The organism is Larkinella sp. VNQ87 (assembly GCF_049445795.1).
Classification (GTDB): Bacteria; Bacteroidota; Bacteroidia; order Cytophagales; family Spirosomataceae; genus Larkinella.
This window is the reverse complement of record NZ_JBMSDT010000006.1, coordinates 239,955-255,830: the sequence shown is the minus strand read 5'-3', so window position 1 is coordinate 255,830 and position 15,876 is coordinate 239,955. Positions and strand designations below refer to the sequence as shown.

General features: G+C 53.9%; 16 protein-coding genes. 8 read left to right on the top strand and 8 right to left on the bottom strand.

Going from position 1 to position 15,876, the window contains the following annotated elements; all coding sequences use genetic code 11:
* Positions 1–105: 105 nt before the first annotated feature.
* Positions 106–753, top strand: a complete 648-nt coding sequence (locus tag ACO2Q8_RS12415; RefSeq protein ID WP_423345132.1) for a phosphoribosylanthranilate isomerase — start codon at positions 106–108, stop codon at positions 751–753.
* Between the two features lie 124 nt (positions 754–877).
* Here the strand turns inward: ACO2Q8_RS12415 and ACO2Q8_RS12410 are convergent, their stop codons facing one another.
* Positions 878–1,312 (bottom strand): Hsp20/alpha crystallin family protein, encoded by a 435-nt coding sequence (locus tag ACO2Q8_RS12410; protein ID WP_423345131.1) that lies wholly within the window; start codon positions 1,310–1,312, stop codon positions 878–880.
* Positions 1,313–1,651: 339 nt separating this feature from the next.
* Here ACO2Q8_RS12410 and ACO2Q8_RS12405 point away from each other — a divergent pair, with 339 nt between their 5' ends.
* The gene (locus tag ACO2Q8_RS12405) at positions 1,652–2,995 is read left to right on the top strand and encodes a tetratricopeptide repeat protein (protein WP_423345130.1); all 1,344 of its coding nucleotides are present in this window, start codon (positions 1,652–1,654) and stop codon (positions 2,993–2,995) included.
* Positions 2,996–3,046: 51 nt separating this feature from the next.
* Here the strand turns inward: ACO2Q8_RS12405 and ACO2Q8_RS12400 are convergent, their stop codons facing one another.
* Positions 3,047–3,817 (bottom strand): AMP nucleosidase, encoded by a 771-nt coding sequence (locus tag ACO2Q8_RS12400; protein ID WP_423345129.1) that lies wholly within the window; start codon positions 3,815–3,817, stop codon positions 3,047–3,049.
* Between the two features lie 87 nt (positions 3,818–3,904).
* Between ACO2Q8_RS12400 and ACO2Q8_RS12395 the strand changes: the two genes are divergently transcribed.
* Complete coding sequence (locus ACO2Q8_RS12395; RefSeq protein ID WP_423345128.1) at positions 3,905–4,348, top strand: type I restriction enzyme HsdR N-terminal domain-containing protein; 444 nt, start codon at positions 3,905–3,907, stop codon at positions 4,346–4,348.
* A gap of 151 nt (positions 4,349–4,499) precedes the next feature.
* On the opposite strand, the gene ACO2Q8_RS12390 is transcribed toward ACO2Q8_RS12395, so the two are convergent.
* From ACO2Q8_RS12390 to ACO2Q8_RS12375, 4 genes are all read right to left on the bottom strand, one after another.
* Positions 4,500–5,162, bottom strand: coding sequence for a YceI family protein (locus tag ACO2Q8_RS12390; RefSeq protein ID WP_423345127.1), 663 nt, complete (start codon positions 5,160–5,162; stop codon positions 4,500–4,502).
* Positions 5,163–5,226: 64 nt separating this feature from the next.
* On the bottom strand, positions 5,227–5,685 hold the full coding sequence (locus ACO2Q8_RS12385; protein ID WP_423345126.1) for a MarR family winged helix-turn-helix transcriptional regulator: 459 nt from the start codon (positions 5,683–5,685) through the stop codon (positions 5,227–5,229).
* A 140-nt stretch (positions 5,686–5,825) separates the two neighbouring features.
* Positions 5,826–7,802, bottom strand: a complete 1,977-nt coding sequence (locus tag ACO2Q8_RS12380) for a hypothetical protein (protein WP_423345125.1) — start codon at positions 7,800–7,802, stop codon at positions 5,826–5,828.
* Between the two features lies 1 nt (position 7,803).
* Positions 7,804–8,334, bottom strand: a complete 531-nt coding sequence (locus ACO2Q8_RS12375; RefSeq protein WP_423345124.1) for a GNAT family N-acetyltransferase — start codon at positions 8,332–8,334, stop codon at positions 7,804–7,806.
* An 85-nt stretch (positions 8,335–8,419) separates the two neighbouring features.
* On the opposite strand from ACO2Q8_RS12375, the gene ACO2Q8_RS12370 reads away from it, so the two are divergent.
* The 5 genes from ACO2Q8_RS12370 (at position 8,420) to ACO2Q8_RS12350 (ending at position 11,508) form a co-directional block, all read left to right on the top strand.
* Positions 8,420–9,004: a Maf family nucleotide pyrophosphatase gene (locus ACO2Q8_RS12370; protein WP_423345123.1), complete on the top strand. Its 585-nt coding sequence runs from the start codon at positions 8,420–8,422 to the stop codon at positions 9,002–9,004.
* A gap of 122 nt (positions 9,005–9,126) precedes the next feature.
* Positions 9,127–9,597 (top strand): cyclic pyranopterin monophosphate synthase MoaC, encoded by a 471-nt coding sequence (gene moaC, locus ACO2Q8_RS12365; protein ID WP_423345122.1) that lies wholly within the window; start codon positions 9,127–9,129, stop codon positions 9,595–9,597.
* Entirely contained in the window at positions 9,575–10,204 is a 630-nt protein-coding gene (mobA, locus tag ACO2Q8_RS12360; protein WP_423345121.1) for a molybdenum cofactor guanylyltransferase, read from the top strand. Before moaC ends, mobA begins: the two co-directional genes overlap by 23 nt.
* A 66-nt stretch (positions 10,205–10,270) precedes the next feature.
* Complete coding sequence (locus ACO2Q8_RS12355; RefSeq protein WP_423345120.1) at positions 10,271–10,747, top strand: nucleoside deaminase; 477 nt, start codon at positions 10,271–10,273, stop codon at positions 10,745–10,747.
* 98 nt (positions 10,748–10,845) lie between these two features.
* The gene (locus tag ACO2Q8_RS12350; RefSeq protein WP_423345119.1) at positions 10,846–11,508 is read left to right on the top strand and encodes a thiamine diphosphokinase; all 663 of its coding nucleotides are present in this window, start codon (positions 10,846–10,848) and stop codon (positions 11,506–11,508) included.
* 3 nt (positions 11,509–11,511) lie between these two features.
* Here ACO2Q8_RS12350 and ACO2Q8_RS12345 read toward each other — a convergent pair whose 3' ends face one another.
* Positions 11,512–12,330, bottom strand: coding sequence for a polysaccharide deacetylase family protein (locus ACO2Q8_RS12345; protein ID WP_423345118.1), 819 nt, complete (start codon positions 12,328–12,330; stop codon positions 11,512–11,514).
* A gap of 40 nt (positions 12,331–12,370) precedes the next feature.
* Positions 12,371–15,763, bottom strand: a complete 3,393-nt coding sequence (locus tag ACO2Q8_RS12340) for a C25 family cysteine peptidase (RefSeq protein ID WP_423345117.1) — start codon at positions 15,761–15,763, stop codon at positions 12,371–12,373.
* Positions 15,764–15,876: the final 113 nt, after the last annotated feature.

Genomic DNA, 15,876 nt, shown 5'->3' with positions numbered 1-15,876 from the left:
AAAAATAAGGATTGGACCAGGTTTCTGCCGTTGATAAAGCCAAACTGTCCGTTCTATGTTCGTACTTTGCTTTTATAACCACCCAAACGGACGAATAAATTCGGTATGCACGTTAAAATTTGTTGCATCAGCAGCCCCGAAGAAGCCCGGCTAGCCATCCGCGCCGGGGCCTCGGCGGTCGGTTTAGTGGGCAAGATGCCCAGTGGGCCGGGCGTCATCGGTGATGAATTGATCCGAACGATTGCCCAAAGCGTCCCTCCGCCCATTGCTACGTTTCTCCTGACGAGTGAACCGACGGCCGAAGCCGTAATCGAACACCACCGCCGGGTCTATACGAATACGATTCAACTGGTCGATGCGCTACCTGCGGGAAGTTACCGCGTTTTGCGGGCAGCTTTACCGGGCGTTAAGCTGGTGCAGGTGATTCATGTGCTGGACGAACTTAGCATCGACGAAGCGCTGGCGTCGGCAGAAGAAGTAGACGCCTTGCTGCTGGATTCGGGCAACCCAAAGCTGGCCGTGAAGGAACTCGGCGGAACAGGCCGTCGGCACGACTGGGCGCTGAGCCGCCGGATTGTAGACCAAAGCCGGATACCGGTTTTTCTGGCCGGTGGGCTAAAACCGGAAAATGTCCGGGAAGCCATCGAAACCGTGCAGCCATTCGGACTGGACATTTGCAGCGGGGTCCGCACCAACGGCCACCTCGACCCCGCCAAACTGGAAGCGTTTTTCCACCGTACCCACGGACTTTAGTCCGTGTTTTTTGAGCTATAAATTCGAATAGCCTGGTAAAAAAACACGGACTAAAGTCCGTGGGTACGTAAACAAAAACCCCGGTCCGAACAGACCGGGGTTTCTTTCTATGCGTCTACTAACCTTACGCTACTGCAATTTGTTTGGGTTCGACCACCGGTTTTTCAACTTTCGGCAGGTCAATTTTCAGGATGCCGTCGGTGTAAGCGGCTTGGATTTGCTCCGTATTTACATTTTTCGGTAACCGGAAGCTCCGTTCGAATGAGCTGTAGCTAAATTCTTTGCGGGTATACTTCTCGGTTTTTTCTTCCGATTTTTGCTCCTGTTTTGCCGAGATCGTCAACTGGTTGTTGTTCAGTTTAATTTCGAAGTCCTCTTTCTTCAACCCGGGCGCAGCTAACTCAAGGTGGTAGGCGGTTTCATCCTCACTAATGTTGGCCGGTACGGTCGTGTATCCTTCTTTGCCAAACACCGGAGCGTTAAAGTGCCGGTTGAATTCGCGGTTTACGAATTGATCGAAGAAAGAAGGAAGCTGGTTGTATTGCACTAACGTTCTCATGGCTTTTCTATAATTATGTTCGTTGTTTCTGACTACACTATCCCTTTAATCAACTTGTGTACCAATCGAAAAATCGTATCAAAACCAGCCATTTTGACATATATTTTTGAAATGCCTAATATAATCAAGACAAAATGGCCGAATTTCGAAGCAAATTGTCAGATTTAACGTACCCACGGACTTTAGTCCGTGTTTTTAAGCTGAAAACTCGAATAAGCTGGTAAAAGAACACGGACTAAAGTCCGTGGGTACGGGAAAATTTATTGCAACCGCCAGTTGATGTATAGACAATCAAGCCCTATTTTTAGCGTTTGATTTTCCTCTACCGTAACCACATATATGCTTAAAATTTACCGACCTGTTTCCTTTCTGGTCTGTCTTTTATGGATCAGCAGCGCCTTACGTGCGCAACAATCAGCCGCCGGATTTTTTGAAGCCGGAATTTCCAAGAGTAAATCGGGCGATTTTGTCGGTGCGCTCCAGGCCTTCAGCATGGCGATCAGTGCGAACCCGGAAAATGCGCCCAGTTATTACAACCGGGGACTCGCCAAAGCCAACCTCAAAGACCACCGGGGCGCTATTCTGGATTATGACCGCGCCATCGAACTGAATGGAAAAGATGCGCTCGCCTACCTGAGCCGGGGCGTCAGTAAAAGCAAGCAGGACGACCACCGGGCCGCCCTGATGGACTTCAGTCGGGCCATCGAACTGGCCCCCGACGATGCACAGGCCTACTACCACCGGGGCGTCAGCCGGAGCCGCCTGGAGCAATACCGGGGCGCTTTGCAGGATTTTTCGAAAACCATCGAACTCGACCCAAGTAACATCCAGGCGCTGTATGCCCGGGGCATTACCAAACAGAAACTGGATGATTTTGCGGGTAGTCTGGCGGACTTCTCCAAAGTGATTGACCTGAACCCAAAGCGGGCGCAGGCGTATGCCGGTCGCGGAGCGTCGTTGATTCAATTGGCTCAATACCAGAAGGCCATCGACGACCTGAACAAAGCCGTGGAATTGGCCCCTGAAGACGGCGAATCCTTCTACAACCGGGGTTTTGCCAAAAGTAAACTGGACGATTACAAAGGCTCGATGGGCGATTACGACCGCGCCATTGCCATTGATGCTGCCAACTACCGGGCTTACTACGGCCGGGGTTTCAGCCGGGGTAAGATTGGCGACCAACGCGGGGCTATTCAGGATTTTAACACGGCCATCGAAACTAACAACGCCAACCTGACGGAAACGAAGGTGGTGTATTCGGGTAAAATCTCGAAAACCGTCCTCGACGGGCTGCGGAATGCCGTGCAGCAACGGAATAAAATCGACGCCCTCTCGGCCGACCGGGCCGAAGCCTACTTCAACCGGGCTGTCAGCAAGAGCAAAGTTAACGATATTAAAGGTGCCACCGCCGACCTCAACAAAGCCATCGAACTCAACCCCACCTATTCCGAAGCGTATTTCACGCGGGGACTGATCCGTTCGCAGCAGGGAGATCAGAAAGGGGCCATTCTGGACTGCAACAGCGCCCTTCAGCTTGATCTGAAGTACGCCGAAGTCTATTACGTCCGGGGTATTATCCGCCACAGCCTGGGCGACGAAAACGGTGGCTGCCTCGACCTCAGCAAAGCCGGCGAACTCGGCTACACCCCCTCCTACAAAGCCATCAGCGACTACTGTAATTGAATGAAGAGTTAAGAATTAAGACGGGGCCGCCCCGTCTTAATTCTTAACTCTTCATTCAAATCGTAGGTGTTTGACCGATTCGCCGGAGGTGGCGAGTTCCTGGAGGGCGTCGATGCCGATCTGGAGGTGTTTTTCCACGAACAGGCCCGTCACACGCTTGTCGCTTTCTTCGGTTTTGACGCCTTCGGGCACCATCGGGTTGTCGGACACCAGCAGGAGCGCGCCGTGCGGGATGGAGTTGGCAAAACCGACTGTGAAAATCGTGGCGGTTTCCATGTCAATCGCCATCGCCCGGATTTCGCGCAGGTACTCCTTGAACGTTTCGTCGTGTTCCCAGATGCGCCGGTTAGTGGTATAAACCGTGCCTGTCCAGTAGTCCAGCTCGTGTTTTTTGATCATCGACGAAACCGCCCGTTGCAACCGGAATGAGGGCAGGGCCGGTATTTCGGGCCTCAGGTAGTCGTTGCTGGTTCCCTCACCCCGAATGGCCGCAATCGGTAGAATCAGGTCGCCGATCAGCGTTTTTTTTAGCCCTCCGCATTTGCCCAGGAATAGCACGGCTTTCGGGTTTACGGCGGTCAGCAAATCCATGACCGTAGCTGCCATCGCGCTGCCCATGCCGAAGTTAATGATCGTGATGTTGTCGGCTGTGGCGGTTTGCATGGCCCGGCCCAGCCCATACATTTCGACATTAAACTTCTGGGCAAACAGTTCAACGTAGTTGATAAAATTGGTCAGCAGAATGTATTCGCCAAATTGCTCAATGGGTGTACCTGTGTAGCGGGGCAGCCAGTTCTGCACGATTTCGTCTTTCGTTTTCATGTTGCGAAGTGTTGTGGGTTGAAATCGACAATTGGAAAGCTGTCGGCGGATTCCCGTTTAATCCATCAGATTCCCTATTTTTGAGAAATGGAATCGTTAAACCTACCGGTTTTTGCGTACAATACGAAGCAGATCGACGGGAAACCGTACATTTTCGATGTACTCCGAAAGAAGTATGTGCTCATTACGCCGGAAGAATGGGTACGCCAGCACGTCGTTCATTTGCTGCTGAACCAGTATGGCTACCCCAAAGCCCTGATCCGAACCGAGGGCGGGTTAACGTTGAATCAATTGCGGAAGCGGACCGATATTCTCGTCTACGACCGGGCCGGAAAACCGTTTCTACTAGTGGAATGCAAAGCTCCGCACGTGGCCGTCACGCAGAGCGTCTTCGATCAGATTGCCCGCTACAACCATGTTCATCAGGCGCCTTACCTGGTAATAACCAACGGCCTGACGCATTTTTGCTGTTGCGTCGATCACCAGCTCCAAACCGTTGATTTTCTGGACGATTTGCCGAAGTTTCAGTAACGTACCCACGGACTTTAGTCCGTGTGAGTGATTCCAAATCCAGAAGTTGGTATTAACTCACACGGACTAAAGTCCGTGGGTACGAAAAAACCGCACCCTGGATGATTGGGATGCGGTTTTCGGCTTTATTTACGGAACGTACGGAATCTGCTTATTTCGCTTTGGCAGACGAAGCGTTGTCGGCCGTCGCAACGATGTTCATGTCGACAGTGAAATCATCATAAATCACTTTGTCGCCCAGGTTATCAAAGAACGACTTCGAGCCGTATTTGATATCGTATTTCGCCCGGTTGATGGTGGCTTTACCCGTTGCGGTCAAGGTGTTGCCCGATACCGAAACTGTTACCGGAAAAGTTACCGGATTCGTAATTCCTTTGATCGTCAGGTCACCGGTTACATCCGCCGTATTGCCGCTGTTCTGCTTCACTTTCGTGATTTTGAAAGTAGCCGTCGGGTGTTTGGCAACCGAGAAGAAATCGTCCGATTTCAGGTGATTGATCAGTTTGTCGTGGTACTCTTTATTGTCTTTCAGGTCGGTGCTGGTCATCGTCCGCAAGTCGATCGAGACCACACCGCCCGTCAGTTTACCGCCATTCACGGTCAGATAGCCTTTTTCGGCTTTAACCGGGCCGGTATGTTCGCCCGTTACTTTTTTACCATTCCAGGTCAGGACGCTTTTATCAACGTCGATGTTGTAGGTCGTGCTTTTCGCTACGGTTTTCTTGGCACCCGGATTGATGGTTCCGTTGGCGAATGAAGGCGTACTGACGGCCACTGCAATAGCGACAATTCCGGTCAAAATTTGCTTGTACATGAGAGTTAACTTTTGGTTGATTGTTTATTTAAAAAAGTAGATTAGGTTTCAAACGTAAAAAAGGCTACACCGAACCACGGAGTTTGTCGAGCAGGTGATTCAGTTCGTCGGCTTCGGCTTCAGACAAGTTATGAAACCGGTTTTCCCACTGACTCTGGTGCTGATCCAGAATTTTTAGCAACTCCAGCCCTTTGTCGGTGATCACGACATCCACCGCCCGGCGGTCATTCGGACATTCGGTCCGTTGTGCTAACTCCTTGGCCAGCAATTTATCGACCAGACGCGACGCGTTCGACATTTTGTCCAGCATTCGCTCGGTGATGTCGGCCACCTTGACCGGATTCGGATACTGGCCCCGCAGAATCCGCAGGACGTTGTATTGCTGAATCGTCAACCCGTACGGCTTCAGCAGGTGCATCTGCTCGTCGCAAAGCCAGCCATTGGTGTACATCAGGTTAACGATCATTCGTTGATACGACGACCTGAACGACGTGGTTTGTTTTATATCATTTTCGATCGGCATTGTGGTCATCAGGATAAAAGAGAGACAGCCTGCGCATTTTCTACAAAAGTATCATTTACCAGCTAACTGTCATGCTCTAGTAATGTTGCAAATATAATGTCTATACATTTAATGTAACAACACTATATTTCAAAAAAGTTTCACCGGAACGGAATTATTTCAGGAGCCGACGTGGCGAAGTCGCGGAAGCGGGCCGTTGGGACGCCCTCAAAAGCAGGTCGGAAAGGTTGTGAGTTGCCCGGAATGTTCGGATACCAGGCGATCCGGATCTGAAAACTATTGAAAGTGAGATTCTCATTCCGCAACCGAAACGCCACGCCGTATCCTTGGTAGAGCGGTCCCTGGAAAAGCCGACGGGTTTGGTAAGTAACCAGGCCGAGGTTCGCAAAGGTGACGATAGCAACCCGAAAACCGACAATGTTCAACCGGGAGAATAAAATATTTTCGATGTTGGTCAAGAGCAGTTTCGTGCCGCGCAGCCGGTCGTTGTTGATGCCCAGCCGGTCGCGGCCGCTCAGCGTAACAAACTCATTGTTAAACCGTTGCGAGCCCATCGTATACCGAAAATTAATAAAGTGCCGCCAGTTTCCCCAGCTAGTGGTTCGCAAAGGCGTGAAATAACTGGATTCCAGTGTCAGAACACCCTGCTCGATTCCCTGATTGTTTCGCAGGTAGCTTCCGATGTTCAAGGCCCCGTAAAGGTACCCGAACGATTCGAGGTAGTGTGCTTTGGAATAGCTGAATCCCAGGTATTTCCGCTGGCCCAGTTCGGCATTGTCGTGTCCCATTATAATAGCCGCCAGGCTTCCATACGGCACGTCTTCCGTTCGTCCGAAACCATAAATGAGGACATCACGCACGTAACGTCGGCGCGACAAACCGATGCTGAACAGGGTCGCGTTCGTGTTCTGAAACAACTGATTCGTATCGGACCGTACTTCCGGCCGGGTCGTGAAGGCCAGCCGCGTAAACCGGGCCGCCACGACCAGCCGCGTCCGGTCATCACCTTCACCCAGAAAACTAAAGAACGGTTTGAACGAATAACCGGCCCACATATCGTAATAGTTGTAGCTTAGTTTGGTAAACTGCACACTATCGGCCTCTTCCGAAAAAACCCGGTAGCGGGGAAACCGGTTGTGGCTGAGCTCCACCGAACCGGCCCAGCGGGTATCGGGCGTCAGAAAGGGTCGGTAAAACCGCAATGCATACTGTTTCAGATCGCGGGTTTCGACCAGGTCGGCCTGGCCCGTAAAAAACGTTTTCCCGATGTACGGAATCACATATCGGCCCCGGTATTCGAGTTTTTGAAAGGGGTCGTCGGCATTGTACAGCACCTGATTCGAGAACGTATGGGCCAGCCCCCGGAAGTTTCGCTGGTCGAGCCGCAGGTCGAATCGGTTGAATCCGCCAACGCTCCCCGACGGAATCAGTGACCAGACATCCTGCGTAATTACGTACACATCGACAAAGCCCCGGCTGCCGTTGTGCGGCACCACGATAATCCGGGCATCATGAAACACATTGGAGGTACGGAGCAGCCGCTCGTTGTCGCGCAGTGTATCCGGGCTGACCCGATCGCCTTCTTCAAAGAGCAGAAACGACCGGCGGATGACGCCCTCGCGCGTATCGGCATGAAGTTGGCTACCCGTTCGTTCCAGCCAGCTCCGGGGCTGGCGGAGCGTATCGTACACGCTCGGGCCAAACACCTTCAGCCGCCGAATAAAAATTTTGTTGATAATTCGTCCCCGATAAGCGGCAAAAGGATTGGCTTCAATTTCGTTGACGTCTTCATTCACCGTACCGGTTTTTTGCCGGCTGTTGTACATGTCGTGAAAAAGCAGCCGGTGGAGTTCGCGCGTGATTTTGCGCTTGTACATCTTCCTTTTCAGGCTCGTGTAAAAAACGCTGTCGCGAATGGCGAGCGCACTGTCCCGGCTGACTTTCGCCAGCGAATCAGACCGGCTGAGTGAATCGGTCTTCGTATTCGGAACGGGAATCTTAATTTCCTGAGCCATTGCAACTGAAGCCGCCAGCAGCAGCCAAAAGCCGGTCAGCCAACCTGTTCGCAGGAAGGGAAAATACGCAAAACCGTTTGGATAACCGCTGAAGGTATTCACACTACACCACGTCTTTTTTCATCCAAAAATCCCGTTGCCGCTCTGGACCAAATTGAAAATAATGCCACCCACACCGCTCGAAGCCCATCTGTTTGTAAAAACCGATGGCCCGCTCGTTCCGCTCCCAGACACCCAGCCAGACAACCGGATAGCCAGCCAACTGAGCCTCTTGCCAACAACGTTCCATCAACTGCCGCCCCAGCCCCCGGCCAATCTGGGTTTCTGCTACATATAAACGCTGAATTTCGATCGCCCGTTGCCCCTGGAGCTGACGCGGGGGCCGAATCCGGCGCAACTTCGCATACCCGATTAAACTCGAATCTGAGTCAACGGCCAGCAAAAAGGTATTTTTCGGATCATTCAGTTCCTGCTGCATCTGTTCGACCGAAAACGAATTTTTTATATACGCATCCACCACATCCGCCGGATTGTGAGGAGGTCCGAAAGCCGCCCGCATGGTCCGAATCGCCAGATCGGTCAGTGGAACGGCATCGTTTGGGGTGCCAATTCGGATTTCGATGGGTGTATTCACGACGGTTTAGGTGTTATGTTTGTACTCAGAAGATGCGATTGCATCCCAACTAGTTTAAAGTATACTATAAATTTTTAAGAATTCCATGCAATTGACCCGGCCCCTGGTACTGGCTTCCAACTCGCCCCGACGGCATCAACTGCTGCGGGAGATGGGCTGTACCTTCCGCGTAGAAGTTCGCCCGACCGACGAAACATTCCCGGCCAACCTGCCCATTCCGGAGGTCCCGGCGTTTCTGGCCCGGCAAAAAGCCGACCGGTTTCGCGACGATCTGAGCGATCAACTGGTGTTGTGTGCCGACACGATTGTGGTGGTCGATACCGATATTCTGAACAAACCGGCCGATGCCGACGAAGCTGTCCGAATGCTCCGGCGGCTCTCGGGCCGGGCACACCAGGTCATGACGGGCGTTTGCCTGCTGTCGGCTGAAGAAACCGTGTCGTTCACCGACATCGCCACGGTTTACTTCAACCCGCTCGACGACTACGAGATTCAAACGTATGTGGAACACTACCGCCCCTTCGACAAAGCCGGTGCTTACGGCGTTCAGGAACCCATCGGCATGATCGGCATCCAGCGCATCGAAGGCTCGTTCTACACCGTCATGGGCCTCCCCGCCCACCGCGTCTACCAAGCCTTAAGGAGTTATGAATTAAGAGTTAAGAGTTAAGAGTTGGCTCTGCTGGTTTTCCAAAATCCGTGCGGAGCCAACTCTTCACTCTTAACTCATATCCAGTTTTCACCCCGGGCAGCGCAACTCTTAACTCATAACTCTTAATTCTTAACTCAGCTATGTTTTCGCATCTTGATTCGAAAGGAAATCCGGCGATGGTCGATGTGGGCGACAAAGCGGTGACCCGGCGGGTGGCCCGCGCCCGGAGCATTGTGGTGCTCAACGACGCCATCATGCAGCAGTTGCAGGGCGAGGACATTCAGACGAAGAAAGGACCGGTTTTTCAAACGGCGATCATTGCCGGAACGATGGCCGCCAAGCGTACGTCCGACCTGATTCCGCTCTGCCATCCGCTCGGGTTGGACAGTTGTAAATTCAGCATTACGACCAACGGCAACGAGGTAAGCATCGAATGCACGACCGCCCTGGAAGCCAAAACCGGCGTAGAGATGGAAGCCCTGGTCGGTGCCTCGGTGGCCGCCCTGACCGTCTACGATATGTGCAAAGCGTTCTCGCACGACATTGTGATCAAAGAAACCCGGCTGCTCGACAAAACCGGCGGAAAGCATGACTTCCACAAAACCGACTGAGCCCACTCCGCCCCTATGGGGTCTGGTGCTGGCCGGAGGACGCAGCACCCGGATGGGCGTGGATAAAAGCACGCTTGCCTACCACGGCAAACCGCAGTTTGAATACCTGTACGACTTATTGTCAAGCTACTGCGACGACGTTTTTTTGTCGGTTAATGCTGAACAGGCTGCGCACCTGGCCGACAGCCGGTTTCAACTGCTGGTTGACGCAGCCCCAGTGGAAGGCCCGCTGGCCGGTATTCTGACGGCTTTTCAGTCCGGACCCGAAAACCCGGTGGCCTGGCTGGCCGTGGTATGCGATTTGCCATTGTTATCCGAAACATCCCTCCGGAAACTGGCGTTAAACCGTCAGCCCGACACGCTGGCAACGGCGTTTTGGGACAGCGACCATCAGTTTCCCGATCCCTCCGTGTGCATCTGGGAACCGGCGGCTTACCCGGCCATGCTTCAGGCGCTGGCAGACGGAAAACCGTATCCGCGCCTGATTCTGATGCAACACGATTGTACACTGCTGGACATCGACGATGTGAACGAACTCACGAACGTGAACACACCGGAGTTGGCCGCGAAGATTCAACAAAACCTGAATGTACCCCCAACCCCCTAAAGGGGACTCTCAAATCCAGATCTTTAAGCCCCCTTTAGGGGGTTGGGGGCAAATCAATCAACGGTTATGATGCAACAAGACGCTTATTTTTTGCGGGAAGCCATACAACTTGCCAAAGAAGGCATCCGGGCCGGTCAGGGTGGCCCGTTCGGTGCCCTGGTGGTCAAGGACGGTCGGATTGTCGGGCGGGGCTGCAACCAGGTCACCTCGACAAACGACCCGACGGCCCACGCCGAGGTGGTGGCCATCCGCGACGCCTGCCAGAATCTGAACACCTTCCAACTGGCGGGTTGCACGATTTATACCTCCTGCGAACCCTGCCCGATGTGTCTCGGAGCTATTTACTGGTCGCGGCCCGAGCGGATTGTGTATGGTTGCCTGCATTCCGACGCTGCCCAGGCCGGTTTCGACGATCACTTTATTTACCAGGAACTCAACAAACCGCGCGAAGCCCGGAGTATCCCGATGCACCAGCACCTGCGTGACGAAGCCTGGACGGTTTTCGCGGAATGGATTCAGAAAACAGACAAAACAACTTATTAATTAAGAGTTATGAGTTGGCTGACGCATTCTATTCCTGCGAAGCTAACTCTTAACTCTTAACTCTTAACCGCGCGGGCGGCCCCGTCCTAACTCCCCCCATGTCTTCCCATCATATTGTACGTGATAAACAGGAACCAGCCCTGCTGATTGCCAACGGCGCAAGCTGCGACCCGGAACTGCTCGGCCAACTGCTCGAATGGAACCCGTTTGTTCTGGTGCTCGACAACGCCATCTGGCGGGTGCTGGACCTGGACTTTAAAGTAGACGCCTGGCTGGGCGATTTCGATGATCAGCCGGATTTTGATTTGGTTCGGGAGCGGCAGTATCCGATTGAGATTATTCACACGCCCGATCAGAACAAAACCGACCTCGACAAAGGCATCGAATTTCTGATCGAACGCGGTTTTCCGGCGGTCAACATCGTCTGGGCCACCGGTCGCCGGGCCGACCACACGATCACGAACCTCACCAACATCATCCGGTACAAAGACCGCATCAAGCTGGTGATGATCGACGATCATTCGAAGATTGTGCCACTCAGCGGTTCGTTCGAGAAATGGTACGCCAAGGGAACACCGATTTCGCTCATTCCCGTGGGGGTGGTCGACGGGCTGATGACGGAAGGACTGAAATACAACCTGCACGACGAAGCCCTGACGCTCGGCTACCGGACCGGTAGCAGCAACGAAGCCGCCGAAGACGGTTTTGTCCGGATTCGGTACCGCACCGGCGATCTGCTCCTGATGGAATGCTGGGACTAAAGGTTAGTCCCGCTCCGCCACTTCGTTCATGGTGTACGATTGCAACCCGAGTTCCTGGGCGGTTTTGAACAAGTGCTCGATCAGTTCGACATCCGTGCCGAGCGGATGGGTGTTGTCGCCTTCGAATTCGGGTTTGTGGCCGTAAAACAACACGATTTCTCCTTTCTTCCTGGCCCGGTGGAGCGCCTGCGTGATGTGGTGTTTGGTCACGCCACTTTCGTTGTCGATGGTCAGCGCCCGAACGCGCTTTTTCGGTTGTCCGTCGCAGTAAATGGCGTCGGCCATCGTAATCGGCTCGTCCAGATGCAGGCCGAACAGGGTATGGCGCAGGGCGTAAATGTCGCGGGTGAGCACAAAATGCTGCTCCAAGTGCGGCTCGACCGACTCGTGATTGGCCCCGTAGGGATACGCAAATGTGCGAACCTGAAAACCCAGTTCGTTCAAATGCTCGACCGACGGGTGGATTTCGTGCTTCATGTACGCGTCCGGACTGTTCGTTTTCAAAAACTCAGTGGCATCGACGTGCCGAAAACCGTGGCTCCCGATTTCGCAGCCGTATTTTTGCAAATGCCGGAGTTTGTTGATTTCGTCGGAAGCCAGTTGGTCCGACTGCGTGACGTAAAAAGTGGCTTTGGCGTTGTACCGCTGGAACAAATCCCGGAGTTGGTACCACTCATGTACGGTTCGGTCGTCAAAGGAAAGGGCAAAACCGGGGCGGCTTAGCGGAATGGTCTTTGGACGGCTCAGTTGCCAGCCCGCTAAAGCCGTGGCGACCAACAGTGCAAAGACCGCCAGCCGGATGGCGTACATCCGTTTTTTCATGGGTATAGATTCTGGTTAGACAGGATGCTTCTTCAGTCACTCAGCGATGCAACACCGCCTTGCCGGTTTTTTGACGACCGTCGTCCAGCACGAGCCGAAACAAATACAAACCGTTCGGTAACGGACTTCCGTCCTGGTCGGCTCCGTCCCACTCCACCGTGTTTTCGCCCACCCGAACCGGTTGCCGCAACGTCCGGACCCACTGCCCGTTTGCACTCCGGATCTGAATCGTCCCCTCGCCCAGCGGCCCTTCGCCGGTCAGCGTAAACCGAAACCGAGTTTGGCTCGAAAACGGATTCGGGCTCATCCGCACGGCGGACAAACTGTCTTCGGTTTTGACCCGAAACGATATTTCGTACGGTTCGGGTCCGGGCCGGTTACCACTCACATCCGTCGCATGGACTTGCAGAATGTAGAGGCCGTCGGTCAGGTTCCGGGGAGAAAAATCCAGCACGAAACGGTTGTCGGCTCCGGCGGGTTGCCAACTCATCTCGGGGCTGCTCAACGCCACCCGCTCCAGGACGCAACCCCCGCAGGGTTTTTTCAGAAACACCTCAAGGCCAACGGTATCCTGCCGAATGCGGTATCGGTCTTCATCCTGCAAGATAATGCGGATCAACGGCTTAGGCGAAACCAAAGCTCCATCATTTAGTATATGGCGGTCGAATGTCACCTCCAGCAACGGATTCAAGCGGTCGGGCGGAAACCGTTGGCCCGAATCCGGGAGCACAACGTGGTAGCCGTCCAGGTCTGGTTTCAGGTCGAAAACGAGCAGGTTATTTGTTTCGTCCGATTCTTCAATCTGGTTTTCAGGATCGACCAGCAATTCAAACCGGCCGGGGATTTCGGCCTTCGTAGCGTTTTGCACCGAATCCGGTTTAAAAGCATAGTATAGCGTGTCTAGATACGCAACTGCCTGGTTGCCCTGTGTTCCGTATGACCGAATTTGCCCATCGGCCAGCCGCTGCCGTACCGCCAGTCCGACTCGCTGACGGGCCTCAAACCGTCCGGTATTCCGCACCACCACGCCCAGCCGCACCGAATCCTTTCCCGCTTTGACCGGAAACACCTCCGACGAACTCAGGCTAAAATCCGGTTTCTGAACCGGAAACAACCGCAAAACCGGGTCGCCCTGCAATACCATCTGGTGCGCGTTGGCAATGTCATAAGTACTTTGGTAAATCGCCAGTACGCGCCGGGTCGTTTCCTGCTGAATCAGGCCAATGGGTTTATTCCAAAGAGCGCTATCGGCAAAAAGCGTCTGATAAAATTGCCGGGTGTAGCTTTCAAGCGGCCCCGACAAACCCGAACCGCTGTGCGCCAGAATCGCAATGGCCCCTTTGTCGGGCGTCAGCATCCAGTCGGTCGACAGGTTGCCCGTAGAACCAAAAAAGATGTTTCCGATGCCGCAGCCATTGAAAAACATGAGGGGATAGCGGCCCTTGTTGCGGTAGCCATACGCCGGTTTTGAAGCATAACCGAAATCCAGATCCGTCACGATGGGCGACGAATGACCAAAAAACGTCAGCAGCGCAATGCCGTCGTTCACCGGTCCGCTGATGTCGATGCGCTCCACGGGTTCGTCGGTTTGTTTGGCTTTAAAAAGCACATTCGCGCCCAAAAACTGCTGCCGGGCGGTTTGGCCCACCTCCGCCAGAATCCGCCGGAACGTCTGCTGTTCGAGTACCGAATGTCCTCCGCTCAGGTGCAAAATTTCCTTCCGCCAGGGCGCGTTGTCCGGCGTTCGCTCAAACTCCTTTACTTTTTCAAGATACGTCAGGATGTCGGCCGGATGGAGGGTGTTGATTCGCCCGGTCGGGATGGCGGGTACGTTTTCCGGAAAACCGGCCAGCCCGGCGGTCAGCAACAGGTCGGAGCCAGGCACGTTGCCGATGGTCAGCACCAGATCGCGAAAATACTGGTCGGGATGCGTTCGGTTCGGGAAATAGGCATTGGCCCGCCCGATCAGCAGCAGGAATTTCGTGGTGTCGGCGGATGCGGTTTTTTGGGTCAGCATGTAATCCGCAAACCGACGGATGGCCAGCGGAGTCCGTTCGCCGTAGCTGAACTGGTTCATCAGTTGTTTCATCGTGACGACCAGCGTGTCGTACCCACCGCCCGCAGCGGAAGCTCGGTATCCCGCGTATTCATTGACGGGATCGGCCACGTTGCCGACCGGTTTTCTTAGCGCTTCGTGGCTTACGATCAGGTAGTTGTGCTTCGCCGGGTCGATTTTCCGAAAAACCGTTCGTTCCAGCCGGGGCGGGGTCAGCAGGGTTGCCTGCACCAGCAGGGGCCGGGCGATTTGGGTATCCGTTACGATCAGGTTCAGAAAACCATCCGCGCGAAACGGCACCAACCGGCGCGGCTGATCCGGGTTGGTTATATCGTACATCAGCGGAATACCCGAAGCATCCGACCAACGCAGCCAGGAATTGCCCGCAGGATTTGGCAGCAGATTCAGGGTTTGTCGGGTCAGATTCCCCAGGCTGAAGGCCTGCGGATAGCGCAGCCGGTAATAACTCACCGAATACCGGTCGGTTTCAAACGACCCGCGCGATTGAGTCGACAGCACCAGTTCATTCGTTTCCGAAATTTCCTCTGGATCAACCGAAAACGCCAGCCGGGCCGTACGGAACCATTCAAACCGGGCCGTCGCCCGGAGCACCCGGTTTTGTCCCGGTTGGCCCGTCAGCACATCCACCACGTGGCTGGTGTTATCGCGCCCGTTCAACAACAGTTCTACGTCGGGTGGTACGGGAGCCGACCGCACCCAGCCGTCGAGCCGGAACGTCCGGCTGACCACACTATCCTTTTTCAGCATCGGCCCGGTATACCCCTCCCCTTCTTCAAAAAACAACTCATTGGCCGTCGGGTAGGGCGACGGCCCGCCGTTGGCCTGGTTGGTGGAGATTTCGTTGGTCAAAACCGTCAGCGATTCGGCCAGGTGGTAGGGTTCGGGGGTCAGACCCGCCGGATCGGTTTCGGCCACAACAGCCATGCGTTGGCCCGGTTTACCGTCTAGCCGCCAGGTCAGGAAATAAGCTGCCGTGTCGGAATACATACTGTAGTAGGGATGCGGCTGGGCGTTCATCGGTCGGTACAACAGGGTGTCCTGCCGCCCGTCGTTCCGGTGACCCACAAATTCGAGGTAATCGTCGGCATCAAACCGGTGGTCGGCTTCCCCGGCCACGTAGATGGCTAGTTCGACACCCCGCCGGAAAAGCTGTACCGTGACGGGATCAATCGATGCTACCGGAACACCGGCCTTCTGTAAGTCCGTCGTCGTCAACCGGTAAACACCGTCCTGAACAATCGGAATGCGGTAATAGGTCTGGTCATACGCAATCCATTCGTTACCAAATTGTCCGAATTGGGCTAAAATTGCTTTACCAAACAACGTAAATAAGAAACAAAGTAACACGGTTTTCATGGCGGCTTGGTCACTAAGGGAAAGATAAACATACAACTTATTCTTTGATTATTACAACAGACTAAATTAACCATTCAACACGCAATTTTTTCCGCTCATCACACTGCTGTTCT

Bases quoted from the DNA above. Each gene is read 5' to 3' on its own strand.
- ACO2Q8_RS12415 (WP_423345132.1), top strand. From the start codon at position 106: ATGCACGTTAAAATTTGTTGCATCAGCAGCCCCGAAGAAGCCCGGCTA.
- ACO2Q8_RS12410 (WP_423345131.1), bottom strand. From the start codon at position 1,312: ATGAGAACGTTAGTGCAATACAACCAGCTTCCTTCTTTCTTCGATCAA.
- ACO2Q8_RS12405 (WP_423345130.1), top strand. From the start codon at position 1,652: ATGCTTAAAATTTACCGACCTGTTTCCTTTCTGGTCTGTCTTTTATGG.
- ACO2Q8_RS12400 (WP_423345129.1), bottom strand. From the start codon at position 3,817: ATGAAAACGAAAGACGAAATCGTGCAGAACTGGCTGCCCCGCTACACA.
- ACO2Q8_RS12395 (WP_423345128.1), top strand. From the start codon at position 3,905: ATGGAATCGTTAAACCTACCGGTTTTTGCGTACAATACGAAGCAGATC.
- ACO2Q8_RS12390 (WP_423345127.1), bottom strand. From the start codon at position 5,162: ATGTACAAGCAAATTTTGACCGGAATTGTCGCTATTGCAGTGGCCGTC.
- ACO2Q8_RS12385 (WP_423345126.1), bottom strand. From the start codon at position 5,685: ATGCCGATCGAAAATGATATAAAACAAACCACGTCGTTCAGGTCGTCG.
- ACO2Q8_RS12370 (WP_423345123.1), top strand. From the start codon at position 8,420: ATGCAATTGACCCGGCCCCTGGTACTGGCTTCCAACTCGCCCCGACGG.
- moaC (WP_423345122.1), top strand. From the start codon at position 9,127: ATGTTTTCGCATCTTGATTCGAAAGGAAATCCGGCGATGGTCGATGTG.
- mobA (WP_423345121.1), top strand. From the start codon at position 9,575: ATGACTTCCACAAAACCGACTGAGCCCACTCCGCCCCTATGGGGTCTG.
- ACO2Q8_RS12355 (WP_423345120.1), top strand. From the start codon at position 10,271: ATGATGCAACAAGACGCTTATTTTTTGCGGGAAGCCATACAACTTGCC.
- ACO2Q8_RS12350 (WP_423345119.1), top strand. From the start codon at position 10,846: ATGTCTTCCCATCATATTGTACGTGATAAACAGGAACCAGCCCTGCTG.
- ACO2Q8_RS12345 (WP_423345118.1), bottom strand. From the start codon at position 12,330: ATGAAAAAACGGATGTACGCCATCCGGCTGGCGGTCTTTGCACTGTTG.
- ACO2Q8_RS12340 (WP_423345117.1), bottom strand. From the start codon at position 15,763: ATGAAAACCGTGTTACTTTGTTTCTTATTTACGTTGTTTGGTAAAGCA.